We start from the raw sequence: 20,526 nt of genomic DNA on the forward strand, positions 1-20,526 counted from the left end.
CAGCCGATTCGGTAAATGGTTCAAAGTCCGGTAGTCTTATATCTGCTCTTGACGAGCAAAGCCTGGAGGATTCGCCTAGCGGCCTATGGCGCACGCCTGGAACGCGTGTTGGGTTAACGCCCTCGGGGGTTCAAATCCCCCATCCTCCGCCAGATGAGAAATCATCACCAGAAACGCCCCGGTCCATGACCGGGGTGTTTCTGTTTGTCCGGGCAGATCAGCTGCGCTCGGGCCGCAGGGCGGAGCTCGTCGCCGCGGACACCGCGGCCATACCGAGCAGCGCCGCCCCGCCCGCCAAGGCCAGGTACACCAGCGGCTGGATGGTGGGCACCGGCTGTCCGGAGACGTTCAGCGCGATTCCCATCAGCGGCGGCAGGGCAAGGACAGTACCGACGACGACGGCGGCAGCCACCATCAGCGCCGACTCCGCACCGGTCATGCGGCGCAGCTGCGCATTCGTGGCGCCTAGCCTGCGCAGCAGCAGCATCTCGGGGCGCCGCCGTGCCGTGGACATCACCAGCGCGTTACCCACGGACACTGCCAGGTAGCCCAGCAGGATCAGCATGGCCAGGACGTTCACCCACGATTCCGCGCCGCGCTCAGCTGCCCCCGCGGCGTCCAGCTCAGCGCGGTCCAGGACGGTTAGGCCCAGGCCCTCGACCGCTGAAACCAGTCCGCCGGCGTCTGCTTCCGGCGCCGTGAGCAGCAGCTGCGTGTTCAGCCCGCTGGTGGTGTGCGGGAGGAGGGCGGCGTTGTCCATGGTCACGTCGCCGAAACCGAGCCCGCGTTCGTAGGTCGCGACGACGACGGCGTCCGCCTCGGTTCCGTCACCGAAGTGGAAACCGAACGTGTCCCCGGGGGACAGCCCGGATTCCCTCGCCAGCGCGGTGCTTACCGCCACGGTCCCGGGTTCGGACAGCCGGTCCAGCGACCCGTCGCGGACTCCAAGGTCCAGTGCCCCGTCCAGGTTTCCGGGCGCCACGCCTTGTACTCCGACGGGCTGCACGCCGTCGTCCATGCCCAGGAAGCGCGTCTGGGCGAGGAGCGCGGAGTGCGCCACCGGCGTCGCGCTTTCCACGCCGGGCAGTGCGGAGACCGTGTCCGCCAGCTCAGGGGAGATGCCGGCGGGTGCACTGACTACGTAGCCGGCCACGACGCCGTCGCGGGACTGCCGCTGCGCTTCGGACTCTACGGTGGTGGGGAGGAAAAACTGCACGGACCCGAGCGCCAGGGCCAGGGCAAGGGGAACGATTCCGGCAGCCAGCCGCCGCGGGAACGCCTCGGCACCGGCTCCGGCCAGGACCAGCGGGGCGGACCGGCTGCGCCGCAGCATCGGAGACGCCAGCTTCAGCGACCCGGCCACAATCCAAGGACCCAGCACGCCGGCGCCGATCACCAGCAGCAGAATACTCGACGCCGCTGCCGCCAGCCCGGCACTTCCGGGAACCGCTGCGGGCAGCAGGGCCGCAAGAAGCCCGCCGGCCAGCAGGGAGATCCCCGTGATGATGCGGCCGCGGCCCAGCCGGCCGGGCTCCGTAACCGCCTCACGCAGGGCGGTCGCGGGTGCAGTCCGGACCGTACCGCGGGCGGAGACCAGCGAGGCACCCGCCGCGGCTGCCACGCTGACCAGTACGGCGCCCACTGCGGGGAGCGGACCGAATGCCAGCTGGAATCCTTCCGGTATCACTCCGGCGGAGGTGAACTGTCCGCCGAGGAACCCCGCCAGCCAGAATCCGGGAACTGCTCCCAGAACGGCCGCTGCGGTGGAGACCAGCAGGACTTCGCGGACTACCAGGCCCAGGGTCTGGCCTGCCCCCGCGCCGATGGCCCGCAGCATGGCGAACTCGCGCCGCCGGGAGAGGATGGAGAGGGAGAGGGTTCCGGCAGTCACAAACACTGCGGTCATCACGGCGATGCCGGCGAGCGAACCGCTGAGCAGCAGCAGCATGGACCGGGCGCCGGCTCCGCCCAGGTTCTCCACGTCTCCGCGCCCGTCCCCGGTGTAGGCGACGACGCCGGAGGCTGCCGCTTCGATGTCAGCGGCCAGCTGGTCCGGGTTGGTTCCGGGTTCGGCGAGGACGCCGACCGTGGCAACCGAATCACCGTGCGGCCACAGCGCTGCCGCACCGGCGCTGCTTAGGAAGACTGCCGGGCCGGGGTTCCCTTCCGCCGGAACTGCGGTGCCGGACACCGTGTACTCGGCAGGGATACCTCCGTGGCTGAGGACTATGCGGGTGCCGGGATCCGCGTTGAAGGACGGGTCCACCACCACCTCGTCCGGAGCCTGCGGGGCTTCCCCGGCAGCGAGGTTATACGGCGCCAGGGCTGCGGAGTCCCAGGCCGCAGCCAGGATGGGCTGCCCCTGGGCAGTCGCCAGCGGAATCTCGACATTGCCGACGGCGCCCTGGACTCCGGGGATCGCCTCTATGTCCTCCACTGTCGTGGCAGGCAGCAGGACCCGTTCGGGGAAGACTGCGGGAAGGTCTTCCGGAACCGGAATGGACTGTTGAGCCCCGACGACGACGTCGGCCGCCTGCAGGCGCTGCGCTGCGGTGCCGCCGCGCAGCCCGGATTCGATCAGAACGCCCATGGCAGTGATGAGCGCAGCGCACAGGAACACGGCGATGAACACACCGGCGAACCCGCCGCGGTGGTGACGGATGGATGCCTTGGCAAGGGTGAGCATGTCAGTTCCCTCCGAGGTAGGCCATGCGGTCACTGACGTCCCGGGCGGAGGCGCCGTCCATGCTGCCGTCGATGCGTCCGTCGGCGAGGAACACCACGGTGTCCGCGTAGCTGGCTGCCACCGGGTCGTGGGTCACCATCACCACGGTCTGGTTCAGGGCGGACACGGTATGCCGCAGCAGGTCCAGGACCTGGCGGGCAGTGCCCGAGTCCAGGGCGCCGGTCGGTTCATCGGCGAAGACCACGTCCGGACGGGTGATCAGCGCCCGGGCAATAGCGGCACGCTGCTGCTGTCCGCCGGAGAGCTCCTGCGGTTTACGCTCGCCCAGGCCGTCCAGCCCGACGGCGTCGAGCACGTACGCCAGCCAGGCACTGTCCGTTCCGCGTCCGGCCAGCAGCAGCGGCAGCGTCACGTTGGCCGTCACCGAGAGCTGCGGCAGCAGGTTGTAGGACTGGAAAACGAAGCCCACATGGTCCCGCCGGAACCGCGTGAGCGTCTTGCCCCGCAGCCGGGATATCTCCGTGCCGCCCAACCGCACCTGACCGGCGTCGGGCACGTCCAGGCCTGCCGCGGCCTGCAGCAGCGTGCTCTTGCCGGACCCGGACGGGCCCATTACTGCGGTGAAGGTACCGGCCGGCACCGCCAGCGATACGCCGCGGAGGGCCGCGACGGCGGTGCTGCCTGAGCGGTAGCTTTTGGAGACGCCGGTCAGCTCGAGGGCTGCCGGGCCGTTGAATTGGGTCGAGTCGGAGTACATGGGCGGTGTCCTTTGAACGGTGGCTGGATAACTGGTTTCGACGCTACGCAGCGGAGGAATCGGTTCCGATACAGCCAGCAGCCCAGTTCATGGTGTAGCTGGCTATACCGACAGGCACCGGATGCTCCGGCATAATCGAGCAAATGAGATGGCCAACCCAAGCCGGCCTGCGGGCCCGCGCCGCAGATGCGGTCTTCCTGCTGCGCGAGGGCGTGTACTGGCTGGCTTCGCTGGGAATCCTGGTGGCCGGAATCGTGCTGCTGCCCTTCCTGTCCCTGGGTATTGGCCTCTACGCGCTTCCCGCCGTGCTCGGCACGCTGGACCTGCTGGCGGCACGCGCGCAGGGGAGGGCTGCCGGATTTGCCGGGGCAGTCATTCCCTTTGACCGCCGGCGCCTGCGCGGGCGGTATTCCTTTGGGGAGCTCGCATCGCTCGTGACGGCGCCGGAAACCAAGCGGGATCTGTCCTGGCTGCTATTCCATGCTGCGTTTGCCCTGCTGGCGGGTGCGCTGGCCATTGCACTGCCCGTCGGAGCGTTGCTGTACCTGCTGGTGTCTCCGCTATGGATGCTGTTTCCGGCGGATGCTCCGCTGGAAATGACGATCACCATCACCAGCTGGCCGGCTGCGTTCCTGGGCATGCTGCTCGGCCTGGCTTACGCCGTCCTGGCCTGGCTGCTGCTGCCGTGGATGGCCCGCCGGCTCAGCGAGGGAACACTCGCGATCCTCTCCCCGCGGCGCTACGACGAACTCTCCCGCCGGATCCAGGACCTCTCCGCAGCCCGCGCGAGTGCCCTCGCCGCCCATGCCGCCGAGCTGCGGAGGATTGAACGGGAACTGCACGACGGCGCACAGAACCGGCTGGTGGGAGTGGTCATGATGCTGGGGCTGGCACAGCGTGCCGCCGAGACGGATCCAGCGGCGGCTGTGCCGTTTCTCGAGCGGGCGCAGGATGCTGCGTCGGAGGCCCTGGCCGGACTCCGTGCGGCCGTGCATGACATTTATCCGCCCGTGCTGGACGAGCTAGGACTTGGCGGAGCGGCTTCGGCACTGACCAGCAGGTCTCCCATTCCCTGCAGCCTGGACGTGGACGGCCTGCTGCGGGCGCCGGCAGCGGTTGAATCCGCGGCGTATTTTGTCCTGGCCGAAGCGCTGACCAACGCTGCCAAGCATTCCGGTGCCTCCCGGATCCAGGTGGTGCTGCGCACCGATTCGACGCCGCGGGAGGACGTGCTGGTGGTCGAAGTGACCGATGACGGCCGCGGCGGAGCAACTGTGTCCCCGGCGGGCGGGGGAGCCGGAACGGGTTCAGCCGCTGGTGCCGGGACCGCCGCCGGGCCTGCCGCCGGGACGGTGGCCGCTCCTGGTGCCGGGTCCGCGGACGCTGAGGCCGGAGCCGAGCCTGCCGTCGCGACCGCGACCGTGACCGCGGCCGGGACCGCCTCAGGGCCGGTCGCCGTCGACGTCGGTACTGTTGACGGCGGGTCGGGCACCGGGCTGGCCGGAATCGCGCGGCGTGCTGCCGCGTTTGGCGGGAGGCTGGTGCTCACCAGCCCCGCCGGAGGACCGACGAAAGTGAGAGTGGAACTGCCGTGCGCGTTCTGATTGCCGAAGATGATGCCCTGCTGCGCGCGGGCCTGGAGCTGCTGCTGAAGGGCGAAGGGTTCGAGGTTGCCGGGTCCTGGGACAACGCGGATGACCTCCTTGCGGCCTTTGAACCGGGCACGGCCGACACCGCGGTGCTGGATGTTCGCATGCCTCCCACCTTTACAAACGAAGGCCTGCGGGCGGCGCTTGAACTTCGGTCCCGGGTACCGGACTTCCCCGTGCTGGTCCTTTCCGCTTATGTGGAGGACAGGTACGCCAGCCGGCTGCTCGGCTCCGGCGCCCAGGGTGTGGGGTACCTGCTCAAGGAACGGGTTGGCAAGGTGGGGGACTTCGTCGATGCGCTGCACCGGGTGGCTGGCGGCGGAACCGTCATGGACCCCGAAGTCATCGCCCAGCTCTTCAGCCGGCGCAGCAGCCAGGACCCCATCCGGTCCCTGACGCCGCGGGAGTTCGAAGTCCTGGGGCTCGTGGCCGAGGGACTGGGGAACACCGCCATCGCGCAGGCCATTTCGGTCTCTGAAACCGCCGTGAGCAAGCACATCGGCAACATCTTCGCGAAACTTGGCCTGGCGCCGTCGGACACCGGACACCGCCGCGTCCTCGCAACTCTCGCCTACCTGCGTTCCTGATCCCCTTATCCATCGAGAGGACAGTTACGGCTCTTTTCAGCCCGCTAAAGAGCCGTAACTGCTCTTTCGATGAGTGGGGGCCGTTACACCCTAGCCGGCCGGAACAGCCGCTCGGCCAGCAGCAGGGCGCGGCGTTCCAGGACGGCGGGATCATCCGGGACCAGGGAGGATGCGATTTCGTATTCGTAGCCGTCAAAGAAGGCCAGGAAGATGGCCGTCAGGTCATCCACGGAATCGGGTTCGACGCCGAGGGAGCCGTCAGCGGCTCCGCGCTGCACAGCGGCACGGATGTGGGCGTCCCACAGCTCGTAAACACTGTCCAGGCGCTCGCGCAGCTCGGGGTGGCGGCGGGCCAGGCTGGACATCTCCAGCCACAGCAGCCCGCGGCCGTGCAGGCTGGGCATGCCGCAGACCACGCCGATCATGCCGCGCAGCTGGTCCCACGGACCAAGTTTGCCGTCGAGGGAAGCGAAGTGTTCCACCAGCTCGCCGCTGGCGAAGCCGAGCGCTTCGCCCAGGAGCCGTTCGCGGGTCCCAAAGTAGTGCTGGATGATGCCGATGGACACCCCCGCGGCGTCGCTGACGTCGCGAAGCCGGGTTGCCTCGTAGCCGCTCTTCGAGATGCACTCGAGGGCGGCGGCGAGGATCGCGCGCTTCTTCAGCTCTTTGCCGCGGGCCATCCGTTACTCCATCCTGGGCGGGCTAAGGTGCAGCCGCCCTCCACAACTTTACGGACCCGCGTCCGCTCCGGATTTCGCAGCGCCTAGCTGTACATGACGTAGACCTTGGACAGCGGCTCGGTCACGTTCCAGGTGCCGGCCCAGCCCTTGGGGAAGACCGCCAGATCGCCCGGCCCCACTTCCTTCGGATCCTCGCCGTCGCGCTGGACAGTCATGCGGCCGCCGAGGACGTAGATGACCTCGCCGCCGTCGGAGAAGTCCCACCGGGACAGGCCGACGGCGGTTTCCCACGTGCCCGCGTGGATTGTTTCCTCCTCGGTGGAGAACAGGTTGTAGGTCTTGGTCTCGATCTCCGCGCCCAGCGGGTCCGCCAGCGGAAGCGCGAGGGGCTCCACTTCCTTCTCGGACTCTTCAACCTGGGCGATGCTGCGGACGATTGCCATGCGGGCTCCTCGGGTAGTCTCCAAAAACCAATATTCAAATATTGGTTTTCTCAAGGTAGTGAGTCGTTGCTGTGCCGCCAACTTCGTTACGCGCCGTGCACCCTTGACGCAGCACCGGCACGGGATAACGATTTACGGACCAAGGGGGTCCGCCGACAAGCCGGGAGCACCGGCATGGGACGCGCCCGCCCGGATTCCGGACACCCGTCCGGGGGCCATAGCCCGAACTTCGAGATGCCGGCGCCGGGTTCACGGTGCGGAAGGTTGCCCGTGGAACAGCCTGCAGAGCCCGAACAGTCCAGTCCCGGCCAAGCCCGCCAGTACGAAGGCAAAATCGCCCTGGTCACCGGTGCGTCCCGCGGCATCGGCCGGCGGGTGGCCGAGCGGCTCGCGGGCCAGGGCGCGCAGGTAGTGGTTGGCTACCGGAAGAATGCGGACCTGGCCAAGGAAACGGTGGCTGAGCTGCAGCGGCTGGGCGGCGGCGGGCTGGCAGTGCAGGCGGACATCGAAAACCCCGAGGACATCGTCCGGCTGTTCGACGCCGCGGCCGCGGAGTACGGGCGCCTGGACTACTTCGTGAACAACGCCGCCGCGGCTGCCTTCAAGAAGGTGGTGGACCTGAAGACCCACCACCTGGACCGGGCCTACGCCGTGAATGTGCGGCCCTTTGTGCTCGGCGCGCAGGAGGCAGTGAAACTGATGGACGACGGCGGCAGGATCGTTGCGCTGACTTCTTACGGCAGCGTGCGGGCCTTCCCCACCTACGCGGCGCTGGGCTCCTACAAGGCCGCCGTCGAGTCCTTCGTGCGGTTTATGGCCGTGGAGTTCGCCGGCTACGGGATCAACGTCAACGCCGTGAACGGCGGGCTGATCGACTCCGATTCGCTGGAGTACTTCTACGCCATGGACGGTATGGCCCCGATGGACAGCGTCATTTCCCGCATCCCGAAACGGCGCCCTGGAACCGTGGACGAAATGGCGGCTACCGTGGACTTCCTGCTCTCCCCGGGAGCCGAGTACATCACCGGGCAGTCCCTGGCGGTGGACGGCGGCCTGTCCGTCATCGCCCCGCCGTTCTTCAGCGACACCACAGAACCCGTAGCCCTTCCCGAACGCCCACGGCGGCCGCAGGCGGAAGACTGACGAAAGGACAGGACCCCATGCCGTACGATGCAGGGCGGTTCAAGGACTACTTCGAATCCCAGATGACCTATGGTGCCGGATTCCGGCGCAACGTTGCCCGGTACGGCAGCGCCGTCGCCATGATTGACCCGCCCACCGGACGCCAATGGACCTACGCCCAGCTCGGCGCCGACGTCGACCGCTGCGCCGCGATGCTCGCCGAACGGGGCGTGGGCGCCGGGGACCGGGTGATGTACCAGCTCTTCAACGGCGTCGAATTCACCCTGCTTTACCTGGCCACCCACCGGCTGGGCGCGGTCAGCGTGCCCATCAACTACCGGCTCGCTCCGGGGGAAACCGCGCACATCCTGCGGGACAGCGACCCGGCGGTGTTCATTGTCGACGCCGAATGCGCAGCGTCCGCGGCAAAGGCCCTGGAGCTGTCCGGCACCTCGCCGCAGGTCCTGGTGGTGGGGGAGGCCGACCTGCCGGACGGGTGGGAGAACTTCGACGCCGCGCTGCAGGGAGCCGCGGGGAAGGTCCCGGACCTGCCGGCGGACTACTCCGCCTACGACGAGACCACCCGGCTCTACACTTCCGGGACCACCGGCATGCCCAAGGGCGTGTCCCTTCCCTCGCTGGCGGAACTGATGAGCGCGCACGACGTGATCATGCACTTCCCGCTCAGCCCGCAGGACCGCACCCTGAACATGACGCCCTGGTTCCACCGCGGCGGGCTGCACTCGGGTGGACCGAATCCGTCCTTCTACATCGGTGCAGGAGTAGTGCCGCTGCGCAGCTTCAATCCCTCCACAGTGCTGGACTGGGTGGGGGAGTACGGGCTGACGTTCCTGATCGGCGCGCCCACCACGCTGGAGATGATCGCCGCTGAGCAGGAGAAGCAGCCGCGGGACATCTCCACGCTCAAGGGCATTGTGACCATGGGAGCTCCGCTGGACCGGGCCGCCGCGCTGCGGTACCAGGAGCTGCTGACCCCGCGGATCTTCAATGGCTACGGCACCACCGAAGCGTTCTGGAACACGTTCCTGCGCCCCGAGGACCTGCCCGCCCGGGCCGGGACCGCGGGGCGGTCCTGCACGGATGACGACGTCGCCGTCGTCAAGGTCTTCCCGGACCGGCGAGGGCGACCGGATGAGCTGGCCGCCCAGGATGGCACCGAGGCCGGGGAAGTGATCATGCGCTCGCCGAAGGCAGGGTACAGCTACGTGAATCTGCCGGGTGTGGAGGAGGAGAAGTTCTTCGAGGGGTGGCTGTATCCCGGGGACATGGCCACCTGGGATGAGGACGGCTTTGTGACGATTCTGGGCCGCAAGGACGACATGATCATTTCCGGCGGCGAGAACATCCACCCCGTGCAGGTCGAGGGAGTGCTCGCGGAACATCCTGAGGTGCTGGATTCAGTGGTGGTCGGTGTCCCGGATCCGCAGTGGGGGCAGCGCGTGGTGGCGTACGTGGTGCCGCGCAGTGAGGATGCGACGGCGGATGCGCTGGAGGAGTTCTGCCTGTCCCATCCCGGCCTGGCCGACTATAAGCGCCCGCGCGCCTACCGGTTCGTGAACTCGGTGCCGCTGACTGCCACCGGCAAGAAGATGCACTTCAAACTGGCCGAAACAGCTGTGGAGGACCTGGGTGCCGGGCGGCTGATTGCTCCGGGCGCCGCGGTGGCGAGGGAGTGAGGGACAGTATGGATGCGCAGCGGCGGGTGGTCATCACGGGGATGGGGGCGCAGACTCCGCTCGGCGGATCCTGGCCGCTGACCTGGGAGGCGCTCAAGGAAGGCAAGTCCGGCGTGGACCGGATTACCGCCTTCGACGCTTCGGAGTTCCCCACCCGGATCGCCGCCGAGGTGAAGGGCTTCGACCCCGCGGCCTGGCTGCCGGTAAAGCGGATCAACCGGTCATCGCGTGCGTCGCAACTCGCCGTTGCGGCGGCCCGGGAAGCAGCGGCCGACGCCGGTTTCGGCACCACGCTGGAGGAGCTCGACGCCGCCGTCGTTATCAACAGTGCGGTGTCCGGCTATCCGGAAATTCAGGATGCCACGCGGCTGTTCGACGCCGAGGGGATCCGGCCGGTCAGCCCGAGTTTCGTGGCGTCGTCGCTCACCAACATGCCGGCCTGCGAAGTCGCGATCGACCTCGCCGTGCACGGTCCGGTGAATGCCAGCGCGCTCGCCTGTGCCAGCGGAACGCACGCCCTGCTGGAGGCGCGGCGCACGCTGCTGGCGGGGGACGCCGACGTCGTAATTGCCGGTGGAACCGACGCCGCCATCACGCCGGTGATGTTCGCAGGGCTGACCACCATGCGCGGCCTCTCGCGGAGCAATGACGTGCCGCAGGAGGCATCGCGCCCGTTCGACGCCGAGCGGGACGGGTTTGTGTTCGGCGAGGGTGCGGTGGTGTGCGTGATGGAGACGCTGAGCCATGCTCGTGCCCGCGGCGCCCGGGTGTATGCCGAGGTGCTGGGCGGGGCGATGACGTCCGACGCGTTCCACATTGTGGCGCCGGAACCGAGCGGAAAGTACGCCGCGGAGGCGATTTCCCGAACGCTGGCGCAGGCCCGGTTGGACCCGGCAGATGTGGATCTGGTCTGTGCGCACGGCACATCGACGAAGGCCAATGACCGGACGGAGACGTTGGCGCTGCACTCGGTGTTCGGGGACCATGCCGGGTCCCTGGCGGTGACTGCGCCGAAGTCCATGACCGGTCACCTGATTGGAGCCGCGGGTACGCTGGCGTCGCTGCTGTGTGCCATGTCGATTGTTGAGGGAGTCATTCCGCCGACGATCAACTATTCGACCCCGGACCCGGAGTGCGACCTGGACTATGTGCCCAACACCGCTCGGGAGCAGGACGTGCAGTATGCCGTGACCAATGCATTTGGGTTCGGCGGGCAGAACTGTGTGGTGGCGTTCGGTCGGGTTTAGGTCTTACCCCCTCCGCGAGATGACAGAAACTGCACGATAGAGGCCCTCTAACGTGCAGTTTCTGTAATCTCGGTGAAGGCTGTTAGCGGCCGAGGGCGGCGTCGAGCTGTTCCTGGATCTCGCTGTAGGCTCCGGACTCGAACTGGATTTCCTTGCCGTTCAGGAGCAGCGTCGGGGTGTGCTGGATCGAGAGGTCCTGAGCATCCTGCAGGTCCCGGGCTACACGGTCCTTGATGGCGTCGGAGTTGTAGTCGGCTTCGAACTGCTCCATGTCCAGGCCGAGTTCTTCGGCGTAGCCGGCGAAGATGTCGTCGACGTTGGACTCGGTCTTCCAGTCCTGCTGGTGCTCGAAGACCTTGGCAGCCATCTGCTCCATGGCACCCTGTTCGGCCGCGGCTTCCACTGCGCGGGCGGACGGCTCCGCGTTCTGGTGCTTGGGCAGCGGGTAGTTCCGCACCACGATCTGCACCTGGTCGCCGTAATCCGCCTTGGCCTGCTGGATGAGCGTGTCCATCATGGCGCAGTAGGGGCACTGGTAATCGGTGAAGAGGACCAGCGTGGCCTGTGGATCTGCCGGGTCGGTGATGGTTCGGGCGTCAGCGGGGACGAGCTTGTCCTGCTGGTCTGCCGGGATCGAGAATTCCGCTGGGGCGCTGGGGGAGGTTGATGCGGAGGGGGACTCCGCGGGGGATTCTGCGGACGTGCCGCAGGAGACGATTCCGCCGCTAACCAGCAGCCCGGCAATGACTAATGAGGGTACAACCCTGCGCATAGTTCCTTTCCTGGGTTGAGGAGGCGCGCAGCTCTGGCGCGCAAGGTACTGATTGCAGTTGCTGTCCTTTTAATGTTTCCACCGGCGTGCAGGGGACTGGAAGCCGGTTGCTGCGTGATCTTGGTCCAGCGGCATTGTGGCCGGGGTTACTGGAGGTGTTGGGGACGCGGGTCGGCTGGCGCTGGTGGGCGCTGGGGCGGGTGGCGCCGGGGCGTGGGCGCTGGGCGGATGGGCGCTGGGGCGGGTGGCGCCGGGGCGTGGGCGCTGGGCGGATGGGCGCTGAGCGGGTGGCGTCGGGGCGTGGGCGCTGGGCGTGGGCACCGGGGCGCACGCCGTCGGGAAGCTCCGCGGCGGGCCGAGGACGCAGGCGGGAAGCGCCGTCGGGCGCCCGGGGTCTGGCCCTGCGCGTCAACCTTCGGGGAGATAACGCTCTTTAGGGGTGTTTCCCCTTAACCCTCGGGGAGATAACGCTGCTCTGACAGCCTTATAGGGACGTGATCTCCCCGAGGGTTGGTCTAGGAGGGGGCTTAACGACGGTATCTCCCCGAAGGTTGTGCCAGTGCGGGGGCTAAACGACGGTATCTCCCCGAAGGTTGTCCCAGGGGGGGGTGGACGGGGCTAAGCGACGCTATCTCCCCGACGGTTGTGCCAGCGCGGGGGCTAAGCGACGTTATCTCCCCGAGAGTTGGCCACCCAAGCGGGGGTCCGACGTCGTAAGCGGGCGGCGCTCGCAGCACCTGGCCGCGCACGGGTCGACGGCACCGATGGTGCGGGGATCAGGCAGGACGCCGGTCCTCGTCGCTTTCCCGGGCCAGGCGGGCAATGCGCTCGCGTGCGGAACGTTCCGACGGGCCCATATCCCCAAGCCCGAACCGGATAACCCGCAGCACGAGTTTCACCGGGCCGTGCACCGGCAGCTTGAACGGACCGAGATGCGGTTCGCGGAGGCCGAGCATTTCGCGGTGCCGGGGTTCCAGGGAGGCGACGGCGCCGGCGAAGAGGACGCGGTAGCCGATCATCTGGTTGCGGGGCAGGGGAGGGCGGCGCAGGAACTTCACCACTTCCTCGACGGTCGGGCTGGATCGCAGTTCGGGGTCGAACGCGGCCATCTGTTTGCGCAGCCCGGCCAGGTCCCTTGGCGGGTTGTTGATCTGCATCAGTTCACCTGCGGTCGCCCACTCGGCGACGTACTGGTCCGGTCCGCCCGGGATGGGTCCGCCGAACTCGATGTGGGAGGTGAGGAAGGCATCGGTGAACGCGAGATGTACCCAGCGGGCGAGCTCGGGGTCGTTCGCTGAGTACGGCCGTTCCGTCCCGGAAGCGTCCTCGTAGGTGCCTTGAACCCGTTCGTGCAGGCGCAGCACCCAGTTCGAGGCGCTGCGTGCCGCCGTCGTATCCCCGTAGGTGACGGTGAAGATCCAGCGGATGGTTCCGGCGAGCCGGCCTAGCGGGTCTTCCTTGTAGTTGGAGTAGTCGCGGACTCCGGCCATCGCGCCCGGGTGCAGTGCCTGGAGCAGCAGGGCGCGGATGCCGGCGATGATCGTGGTCATGGATCCGTGGACCGCCCACACTGCGGATCCCGGTCCGTAGTAGCCGCGGTCGGTGCCATTGGCGAGCTCCAGTTCCCACTCTGGAATGGTCTCTGAGTTGTTGCTGAACGTGCCGACCAGCTGGCGGCGCCAGGATTCAAGAAGCTTGCCCATCGTCCCAGTATGAGCCTGTCGGCTGGGAGGAGTCAGGACGGGCGGGCAGACGAATGACTAGTTGATCAGTGCGATGAGCAGCGGGACGTTTGCATCTGAATTCCCCCGAGTCCAAGACTGTTCCCAAGCTCCTGCCCCGGGTGCCCAGAACGATAAGCCGCGGAACCGTCGTTTGTCAGTAGTAGTCGGGCCGAAGATCGTCGCCTGCAGGCCGGGCGCGCCGTCCCTGTGTCGCAATAACGCTGCTTTGGCGGGCAGGGACAATCTTGTGTCGCAGTACCGTCCTTCCGAGCCGTTCATAGCGATCGTTATTGCCCCACAGGATAACGACGGCGGTACGGGCCGCGAGTGCCCGGCCCACCGAAACGATTCCCCTAGGGTGGGGCCATGACAACAGCTACAGCAGCAGGCTACGAACGGTTCGCGGCAGTCGAAGCGCGGGGCGTCTCGCCGCTCTACGAGGAGTGGGCGGCGTCCATTGCAGACGACGACGCCGTGCTGGCGCTGATCGAATCGCTTCCGAGGCCCAAGCGACAGCCGAACCTGGTCTTCGCCGCAGCACGCCTGGCAGGTGCTCCGCTGGCCCGGTATCCGGAGTTCCGGGAGTGGCTGCTGGCCCGGTGGTCCGCCGTCGAACCCATCATCCAGTCACGGATGACCCAGACCAATGAAGCGGGCCGGTGCGCAGTCCTGCTGCCGCTGCTCAGCCGGATCGAAGGACCGGTAGCACTGATCGAAGCCGGGGCCTCCGCCGGATTCTGCCTCTATCCCGACCGGTACAGCTACCGTTACCAGGCCGACGACGGCGAACAGCTCGTGCATCCCGCAGCTGGCTCCAGCACGGTCGAGTTGCCCTGCACGCTTACCGGGACTGCGGTTCCGGAACGCCTGCCCGACGTCGTATGGCGGGCGGGGATCGACCTGAACCCTTTGGATGTCCAAGACTTCGAGGACATGGCGTGGCTGGAAACCCTGGTCTGGCCGGAACATGAGGAACGCCGCGACCGGCTTCGGGCAGTGGCGAAGGTCGCTGCCGAAGACCCGCCGCACCTGGTCCGGGGCGACATCGTGGAGGAAATCCCGCAGCTGGTGGACAAGGCGCCCAAGGACGCGACCGTCGTCGTCTTCCACAGCGCTGTGCTGCCGTACCTCGAACCCGACCACCGGAAGCGGTTCGTGGACCTGGTGCAGGGACTCGACGTCACCTGGATCAGCAACGAAGGCGAAGGCGTCCTGCCCGCGGTCAAGGACCAGCTTCCCCGCGGCGCGGAAGGACGGCTGGTCCTGTCCTTGGCCGGTGTTCCCCAAGCCTTCACCGGGCCGCACGGCCAGAGCTACGAAGCGCTCTGACCGCGCGCAAAGCCAAGGCCCGCTACCGCAGCAGAATATCCACAGCCCGCGAACCCCCAGAAGACCCCACCGGAACCCGCTCCAGCGTGCCGGACCGGTTGGCGGCGTCGTCGCGCAGGATCTCGGTGACCGAGCCCAGGAACCGGGACAGATCCACCTTGTCCTCCGGAGCGGCGAGCAGCAGCTGGAAGCCGAACTCGTGCAGTGCGTTGATGGACGCCTCCGCGAAGGACAGCGAGGACTTCACGAACGCCTCATCCATCATCACCGTGCCGTAGGTGCTGAAGCCCTGGGACACAATGCCCAGCTGGTACGCCAGCGCGGAGGCCATAATGAACGCCGTGAACCGCTGCCCCTCACCGCCGGACATCAGCGACGCCTGCAGGTTGGTGAACGACTGCCCGTTCGCAAGCTTGTTGGTGCAGGTGATGGTCACGTGCGCGCGGACGTCCAGGACCTCGGCCCGCCAGCGGCGCTCCTGCGGGTCCTTCAGCTTCTCCACCAGGCCCTCAAGCGCGGCGTACCGGGCGTCCATGTCCGCCTTGTCCTGCCGCACGCCCATCATCGGCAGTGCGTTCTTCAGCTCCATGCGGAACTTGTGCGCGTCGTCCGGAACGGTGGTCTTGACCTCGATCTCCAGGTGGCTGTCCACGTGGTACGGCACGCGGCGCAGCACGGAGTTCAGCGGCAGCAGGCGCGCGGAGATGCTGCGGCGTTCCTCGTCGAGCAGCTGCAGCAGGTCGCTGAACCGCTCGTAGGTGCGGTTGTTGAAGTACTCGCGGAACTCCGACTCGTGCTGCGGCAGGCCCTCGGTGACAATGTCCTCGTACCGGTGCACGTACTCCTCGGCCGAGTCCACGCCCGTGCCGAAGTCCGAACCCCACTTCTCGCTGTACGTCTCGAAGGTGCGCTCCAGCCGGGTGCGGGTCTCCAGCAGCGTCTTATCCAACCGCGCGGCCTCGGTGAGCAGGTTACGCTCCACGTGCCCGGCGGCGTCGTTCAGGTGCACGACGTCGGTGATCTCGCCGAAGGGGGCGAACAGCTCATCGAGCTGGGTGCGCAGGTCCTCGGCCAGGGCATCCGGTCCGCGGCCGGCCAGCGTGTCCCGGCGTTCGGCGGCGGCGGTGAGCTCGGCCTCGAGCCGGGCCAGATCGCCCTTGAGCACACCGATCTTCTCGGTCGCAGCGGTGAGGTCCAGCTCCGCGGTGTCCAGCTCGAAGCGGATCTGCTCCAGGTCCGCGTTGGCATCGCGTGCGGATTCAAGGCGCTCGACGGCGGCAGTCACCGCGGCGCGGTGTTCCTCGGCGCTGATCTCCTCGAATTCGCGGGTGTCCGCGGCGACCTTGCGGACGGCGGCGAGCCGGCGGATCAGGTCGTCCTGCTCCGAGGCGTGCTTGCGGGAGACGACGTCGGCCTCTTCGAAACTGGCACGCAGGGCCAGCAGCTCACCGGCCAGGGCGGCGATCTTGTCCTTGTTGTCGAACCCAAGCACGTTGTCCGAGGCCTTGGTGTGCCGGTCGTCCTTCTCCGTGGTGGAGGAGTTGCGCTTTACGGCACCGCCCAGGCTGACGCCGCGGGACACCTTGGCGAGCTCGTCCGGGTTCTCGACGCACTCGAAGTCGTAGTGCGCGGTGATCTTCCGGGCCACCCAGTCGCCCATGGCGGAGTCGTAGGTGCTGAGCTTGGTGATCAGGTCACGCGGGCCGGGTTCAGACGGACCGTCCACGGGAATGCTGACGTCGATGCAGCGCAGGAAACCGCGGAGGTTGGTTTCGCTGAGGTAACGGGTGACGGCGGCCATGTGCTCGCCGGGAACCAGCAGGGCGGTGGAGAGCGGGCGGAGCACCCGTTCGGCGGCGGCACGCCACTGCGCGTGTTCAGCCGGGACATCGATCAGTTCGCCGGCGAAGGGCATCTCGGCCTCGTCGATGCCGGTGGCTTCGCAGATCCGGGCGCGCTGCTCCAGGCTTTCCGGGCGGATGTTGCTGCGCCGGCGGCGGAAGGACGCGATCTCGGTTTCAAGCTTCGCGATGGAACCCTTCAGCGCCCACGCCTCGCCGTGCGCGTCGGAGCTGCGCTCCCGGGCGGCGTCGACGTCGGCGTTCAGGGTCTTGATCAGCTCATTGGCGCGGCTGCGGGCGGTGACCAGCCCGGCGGGGGAGAGGTCCGTGTCGATGCCGGCGGCGCGCAGGTCGGCGCGGAACGCGTTCTCTACGGTTTCACGGGAAACCAGCTGCGCCTGTGCTGCGGCGACTTCGCGTTCCAGGGTGGCGATCGCGCCGCCGCCCTCCTGCGTGTAGCGGGCGGTGAGCTCGGCGACCTGCTTCTTGAGCTTGGTGCGCTGCTTCTCGGCGGCCTTCAGCGCCTCGCGGCCGGTGGCGGCGGCGGAGGTGAGGCGGTCGACGTCGCGTTCGTGGCTGGCCAGCGCCAGACGACGGCGGTAGGCGGGCAGGCCGTCGGCGGTGAGGGCTCGGACGCGGTCCAGTTCGGCCTTGGTGGTGAGGAACAGGCGGTGCTGGTCCGGGACGTTGGCCAGGTGGTCGCGCTGCTGGCGGGCACGTTCGAGCTGACGGCGGATGCTGCGCAGGTGGCTGAAGTCCTCCACGGCCTCGTCGGCGGCGGTGAGGGTTTTGGGGGTGTCCAGGACGTGGTTGCGGAAGAAGTCGTTGACCGTGCCGCCCAGGCCCTTGCCGGTCTGCAGAATGCGCAGCAGGCCGAACGCCTTCTCGTCCTCCACACCCAGGGCGGTGCGGTACCGCTCGGCGAAGAGTTTGTGCGAATCGAAGATCTGCGCGCCCGGCAGCAGGGATTCAAGGGCACCCTTGGTGAACCGGCCGCGCATGCCGGTTTCGAGGGAGGTGATGTCCAGTGGACGGTTGTGCACGGCGTAGAACCGGCCGACGTGGTGTTCGGTGCCGGTCGCGGGCAGATCCATCAGCACGGAGAGGCTGGTGATCTGGCCCAGTCCGTTGTCGAAGGTGAGGCAGACGGCGGACCAGGTGGCGCCGGGGCGCTGGTAGGCGGTGCCGTCGCCGGCTTCCATGCCCTGGGTGCCGAGCCGGCCGCGCATGTAGGAGAACGCGGTGCGCTTTTCCTCGGCCGCGGTGCCGCCGTTGTTCTGCGCTGCCTCGTTCATCTTGGGCCGGGCGTCCATGACCTGCAGGATCGCGTCGAAGATGGTGGACTTACCGACGCCGGAGTCACCGGTAAGTAGCGTGCCGGCGCGGTCCACGTGGATGGTGTGCGCGCCGTCGAACGTTCCCCAGTTCACGATCTGGATCCGGGAAAGACGGTTCTGGCCGGGGTTGATCAGGTCCCCCATGGGAAGGGTGGTTTCGATGCTCATGCCGGCTCCTCGCCGTCGTGCTCTGTTTCAGTAACCGCGTCTGCGGCGGGCGGTTCGTCAGCCGTCTCTAGCTCCGCCGGGGTTTCGGTCAGCGAGTTCATGAAGGTGATGATGTCCCCGATGTGCTCGTACGGCAGGGCCAGCGGCAGCGCGTTGGAGATGACCCAGACGTCGTCCAGTTCGGTGGGCAGCAGCAGGCGGCGTTCGGTGACGAGCTTGCGGATGGCGGCGTCGGCCAGGTCTTCCACGCCCTTGGCGTCATGCGCCTGCGGGTCCACGTACTGCTCCAGGACGTCGATGATGTCCTGGCGGGCGATGGTGGCGTCGTTGCCGGTGCCCGAGTGGCGGTCCAGGACCAGGCGCATGCGCAGCAGCAGCAGGGTTTCCTCGCGGGTCATTTCGCGCTGGCGCTGCAGGGCGGTGGTGTGCGGTTCGGCCATTTCCACTGGGCGCAGCAGGGCGACCTTGTGGTCCTCGTCCACCACCAGTTCCAGGAACAGTTCACTCAGCCGCACGCGCAGCTGCTCCTGGTTATCCACCACGGTGTTGTACACGTTGTCCGAGGAGTTGGCGTCCAGGTACGGGCCGCGCAGCAGCCGGATGAGGGCCTGGCGGAGCTTCAGGGGCAGGGTGCCGGTGTCACCGGGGAACAGTTCCGGACCGTCGATCAGGACGTCGCGGGGCTGCAGGTATTCCTCTAGCTCTTCCAGCTGCTCGTCAAAGTCTTCAGTGGTGGGGTTTTCGGTCATGACTTGCTTTCGGCGACGGTGAGGACGGGCAGCACTGCGGTGCGGGAACTGCCGTCGATCTGGAGGAAGGGGATAGTTTCGCTGGCTGCCGCCGTCGTCGTTCCGTTGCTGTCCCCGGTGGGGGCGGCGGAGGCGAGGAGCGCGCGGATGCTGTTGAGGTGGCGGTGTTCGGCGGGCAGTTCGGCGAAGATATCCGCGACGGTGGCGCGGCCGCGGCGGCTCCCGACCCGGATGATTGCGTCGCGCAGGACGCGGCGGTCGGCCTTGGGTGTGCGGGCGGCGCGGTGGATGTCCGCTTCGGTGAACGACGGCGGTTCGGGCAGCTTCCGGGGTGCGGCGTGGTCGGCGGGGTCGTAGGTGCGGATCATGCTGAGCGACTCGAACGCGGACGCGTAGAGCCGGGGTGCGGGCACAACGGCGGCGCGGCGGCGTCCGCGCGGTGCCTTGTGGATGGCAGTTTCGGCGGCGCGGATGAGTTTGCGCAGCTGGACCGATTCCCGGTACTCGTCGCTCTGGACGTAGGTGTGCAGGGATTCGGAGAGCCGGCCGTAGATCCGCTGGATTTCGGCGGCCTGCTCGCGCATGTCGCTGATCATCCGGTACAGGGCCTGCCGGTCGCCGGGTGTCATGGCGTCCGCGAAGTCGCGTTCCAGGACCTGCGCGATGGCGTGCCGGAAGCGTCCCTGCTGGTCGGCGTCGTTCAGGAAGGCGGTGAAGCCCTCATAGGTGCGGCCTTCGCTGGTGCTGCGCAGGCGCTTGTCCGCTTCGAGGATCTCGCCCATGGTCAGACCCTTGGAGGCCTGCGATTCGACCATTTCCTGGCGCAGGGTGTGCAGCATCTTTTCGAGGCCGTCGCGCATGCGCTTGAAGTCGGCGGGCAGTGCGGCGGCGAGGTCCAGGATGTCGCGGGCGGCTTCGACGGCGGTGTCGTCGTCCAGGGGCGGGGGAGCGTCGCCGGCGCGGAGGGACCGGATGAGGTCTTCGCGGCGGGCGATCTCTTCTTCGAGGACAGCGATGCGTGCTTCGGGGTCCGGGTTGGATTCGTGCGCCAGGGTTTCCACGCTGGAGAGAAGCGTGTTCAGGCGGGAGGAGTTGAGGCTGGTGGTGTCCCCGGTGAAGCCGTCCAGGTAGGAGAGGAACCGGACGGCGGGTTCGGTGAGCTCGTAGACGAAGCGTCCGTCTGCGCGGGGGCGTGCCAGGAAGCGGCGCGCCACCCAGTCATCGGCGTAGTTCTTGCCGGTCCAGTCTTCACGCAGACTCTGCCCGTTGAGCCTGAGCTGCTGCAGGAAGGAGTCGGTGAGGCTGTGGAATTCGTCCAAGGGGATGCGCGGGCGAGTGCGGGTGAAGGCCTCGCGGAACAGGGCCAGGACCCAGGGGTTCGCGTTGGTGAGTTTCCAGCCGGGCGAGGCCTGTAGCCGCTGCAGCTCCGCCCAGCGGGCTACGGCGTTTTCTGTGAAGGACATGCTGCGCTTTCCGCCCGGAACGAAGGGGTAAAACGGGCCTGTCTGATTTTAGCTGAGGTGGGGGAGGGACGGAGGTATCGGCGAGGGGTGGACCGACGTTGGGACGGAAGGTGAGCGCCGGGCGCTTGCACTACTCTCTGTATACGCTGTCATCCGCTTCTTCGGGTGCCCCATTCTCGGGATCTTGGAGGGCTGTCTGCCGCGGGCATGAAGTTCTCATCCGGTCGCCATCGAGGTACTTCGAGCTTCTTCAATCGCTGCCGTCAGCAAACGGT

The 20,526-nt window shown here is 67.7% G+C and carries 15 protein-coding genes and 1 tRNA gene; 7 read left to right on the forward strand and 9 right to left on the reverse strand.

Annotation, left to right across the window (positions count from 1 at the left end):
* Positions 1 to 64 precede the first annotated feature (64 nt).
* A tRNA-Ser gene (locus tag ABFX29_RS12260) sits at positions 65 to 152 on the forward strand.
* A 65-nt stretch (positions 153 to 217) separates the two neighbouring features.
* Here the strand turns inward: ABFX29_RS12260 and ABFX29_RS12265 are convergent.
* The gene (locus tag ABFX29_RS12265) at positions 218 to 2,686 is read right to left on the reverse strand and encodes an ABC transporter permease (RefSeq protein ID WP_152229045.1); all 2,469 of its coding nucleotides are present in this window, start codon (positions 2,684 to 2,686) and stop codon (positions 218 to 220) included.
* A 1-nt stretch (position 2,687) separates the two neighbouring features.
* Positions 2,688 to 3,443 (reverse strand): ABC transporter ATP-binding protein, encoded by a 756-nt coding sequence (locus ABFX29_RS12270; protein ID WP_152229044.1) that lies wholly within the window; start codon positions 3,441 to 3,443, stop codon positions 2,688 to 2,690.
* A gap of 143 nt (positions 3,444 to 3,586) precedes the next feature.
* On the opposite strand from ABFX29_RS12270, the gene ABFX29_RS12275 reads away from it, so the two are divergent.
* Both ABFX29_RS12275 and ABFX29_RS12280 read left to right on the forward strand, forming a co-directional pair.
* Entirely contained in the window at positions 3,587 to 5,047 is a 1,461-nt protein-coding gene (locus ABFX29_RS12275; protein WP_152229043.1) for a sensor histidine kinase, read from the forward strand.
* On the forward strand, positions 5,035 to 5,679 hold the full coding sequence (locus ABFX29_RS12280) for a response regulator (RefSeq protein ID WP_152229042.1): 645 nt from the start codon (positions 5,035 to 5,037) through the stop codon (positions 5,677 to 5,679). Before ABFX29_RS12275 ends, ABFX29_RS12280 begins: the two co-directional genes overlap by 13 nt.
* Before the next feature lie 83 nt (positions 5,680 to 5,762).
* Here ABFX29_RS12280 and ABFX29_RS12285 read toward each other — a convergent pair whose 3' ends face one another.
* Positions 5,763 to 6,359 carry a TetR/AcrR family transcriptional regulator gene (locus tag ABFX29_RS12285; RefSeq protein ID WP_152229041.1) on the reverse strand — a complete coding sequence of 199 codons (597 nt, stop codon included), beginning with the start codon at positions 6,357 to 6,359 and terminating at the stop codon, positions 5,763 to 5,765.
* An 83-nt stretch (positions 6,360 to 6,442) separates the two neighbouring features.
* The gene (locus ABFX29_RS12290; protein WP_152229040.1) at positions 6,443 to 6,802 is read right to left on the reverse strand and encodes a cupin domain-containing protein; all 360 of its coding nucleotides are present in this window, start codon (positions 6,800 to 6,802) and stop codon (positions 6,443 to 6,445) included.
* A 270-nt stretch (positions 6,803 to 7,072) separates the two neighbouring features.
* Here ABFX29_RS12290 and ABFX29_RS12295 point away from each other — a divergent pair, with 270 nt between their 5' ends.
* From ABFX29_RS12295 to ABFX29_RS12305, 3 genes are read left to right on the forward strand one after another with little or no spacing between them, the layout of a single operon-like run.
* Positions 7,073 to 7,945: an SDR family oxidoreductase gene (locus ABFX29_RS12295; RefSeq protein WP_246167670.1), complete on the forward strand. Its 873-nt coding sequence runs from the start codon at positions 7,073 to 7,075 to the stop codon at positions 7,943 to 7,945.
* A 17-nt stretch (positions 7,946 to 7,962) separates the two neighbouring features.
* Positions 7,963 to 9,621, forward strand: coding sequence for a class I adenylate-forming enzyme family protein (locus tag ABFX29_RS12300; RefSeq protein WP_152229039.1), 1,659 nt, complete (start codon positions 7,963 to 7,965; stop codon positions 9,619 to 9,621).
* 8 nt (positions 9,622 to 9,629) lie between these two features.
* Entirely contained in the window at positions 9,630 to 10,868 is a 1,239-nt protein-coding gene (locus tag ABFX29_RS12305; protein WP_152229038.1) for a beta-ketoacyl-[acyl-carrier-protein] synthase family protein, read from the forward strand.
* An 82-nt stretch (positions 10,869 to 10,950) separates the two neighbouring features.
* Here ABFX29_RS12305 and ABFX29_RS12310 read toward each other — a convergent pair whose 3' ends face one another.
* Both ABFX29_RS12310 and ABFX29_RS12315 read right to left on the reverse strand, forming a co-directional pair.
* Complete coding sequence (locus tag ABFX29_RS12310; protein ID WP_152229037.1) at positions 10,951 to 11,640, reverse strand: DsbA family protein; 690 nt, start codon at positions 11,638 to 11,640, stop codon at positions 10,951 to 10,953.
* Positions 11,641 to 12,416: 776 nt separating this feature from the next.
* Positions 12,417 to 13,343, reverse strand: coding sequence for an oxygenase MpaB family protein (locus tag ABFX29_RS12315; protein ID WP_152229036.1), 927 nt, complete (start codon positions 13,341 to 13,343; stop codon positions 12,417 to 12,419).
* Between the two features lie 387 nt (positions 13,344 to 13,730).
* On the opposite strand from ABFX29_RS12315, the gene ABFX29_RS12320 reads away from it, so the two are divergent.
* On the forward strand, positions 13,731 to 14,693 hold the full coding sequence (locus ABFX29_RS12320; protein WP_152229035.1) for a DUF2332 domain-containing protein: 963 nt from the start codon (positions 13,731 to 13,733) through the stop codon (positions 14,691 to 14,693).
* Positions 14,694 to 14,715: 22 nt separating this feature from the next.
* Here ABFX29_RS12320 and ABFX29_RS12325 read toward each other — a convergent pair whose 3' ends face one another.
* The 3 genes from ABFX29_RS12325 to ABFX29_RS12335 are packed head-to-tail and all read right to left on the reverse strand — an operon-like array spanning position 14,716 to position 20,251.
* Positions 14,716 to 18,039 carry an ATP-binding protein gene (locus ABFX29_RS12325; protein ID WP_152229034.1) on the reverse strand — a complete coding sequence of 1,108 codons (3,324 nt, stop codon included), beginning with the start codon at positions 18,037 to 18,039 and terminating at the stop codon, positions 14,716 to 14,718.
* The gene (locus tag ABFX29_RS12330) at positions 18,036 to 18,788 is read right to left on the reverse strand and encodes a DUF4194 domain-containing protein (RefSeq protein ID WP_152229033.1); all 753 of its coding nucleotides are present in this window, start codon (positions 18,786 to 18,788) and stop codon (positions 18,036 to 18,038) included. The genes ABFX29_RS12325 and ABFX29_RS12330 overlap by 4 nt, the downstream gene beginning before the upstream one ends.
* Entirely contained in the window at positions 18,785 to 20,251 is a 1,467-nt protein-coding gene (locus tag ABFX29_RS12335) for a DUF3375 domain-containing protein (RefSeq protein WP_152229032.1), read from the reverse strand. The genes ABFX29_RS12330 and ABFX29_RS12335 overlap by 4 nt, the downstream gene beginning before the upstream one ends.
* Between the last annotated feature and the right edge of the window lie 275 nt (positions 20,252 to 20,526).

This window comes from Arthrobacter gandavensis, assembly GCF_039528575.1.
GTDB classification, from domain to species: domain Bacteria; phylum Actinomycetota; class Actinomycetes; order Actinomycetales; family Micrococcaceae; genus Arthrobacter_B; species Arthrobacter_B citreus_B.

Bases quoted from the DNA above. Each gene is read 5' to 3' on its own strand.
- ABFX29_RS12315 (WP_152229036.1), bottom strand. From the start codon at position 13,343: ATGGGCAAGCTTCTTGAATCCTGGCGCCGCCAGCTGGTCGGCACGTTC.
- ABFX29_RS12265 (WP_152229045.1), bottom strand. From the start codon at position 2,686: ATGCTCACCCTTGCCAAGGCATCCATCCGTCACCACCGCGGCGGGTTC.
- ABFX29_RS12330 (WP_152229033.1), bottom strand. From the start codon at position 18,788: ATGACCGAAAACCCCACCACTGAAGACTTTGACGAGCAGCTGGAAGAG.
- ABFX29_RS12325 (WP_152229034.1), bottom strand. From the start codon at position 18,039: ATGAGCATCGAAACCACCCTTCCCATGGGGGACCTGATCAACCCCGGC.
- ABFX29_RS12320 (WP_152229035.1), top strand. From the start codon at position 13,731: ATGACAACAGCTACAGCAGCAGGCTACGAACGGTTCGCGGCAGTCGAA.
- ABFX29_RS12305 (WP_152229038.1), top strand. From the start codon at position 9,630: ATGGATGCGCAGCGGCGGGTGGTCATCACGGGGATGGGGGCGCAGACT.
- ABFX29_RS12275 (WP_152229043.1), top strand. From the start codon at position 3,587: ATGAGATGGCCAACCCAAGCCGGCCTGCGGGCCCGCGCCGCAGATGCG.
- ABFX29_RS12300 (WP_152229039.1), top strand. From the start codon at position 7,963: ATGCCGTACGATGCAGGGCGGTTCAAGGACTACTTCGAATCCCAGATG.
- ABFX29_RS12270 (WP_152229044.1), bottom strand. From the start codon at position 3,443: ATGTACTCCGACTCGACCCAATTCAACGGCCCGGCAGCCCTCGAGCTG.
- ABFX29_RS12310 (WP_152229037.1), bottom strand. From the start codon at position 11,640: ATGCGCAGGGTTGTACCCTCATTAGTCATTGCCGGGCTGCTGGTTAGC.
- ABFX29_RS12290 (WP_152229040.1), bottom strand. From the start codon at position 6,802: ATGGCAATCGTCCGCAGCATCGCCCAGGTTGAAGAGTCCGAGAAGGAA.
- ABFX29_RS12285 (WP_152229041.1), bottom strand. From the start codon at position 6,359: ATGGCCCGCGGCAAAGAGCTGAAGAAGCGCGCGATCCTCGCCGCCGCC.
- ABFX29_RS12335 (WP_152229032.1), bottom strand. From the start codon at position 20,251: ATGTCCTTCACAGAAAACGCCGTAGCCCGCTGGGCGGAGCTGCAGCGG.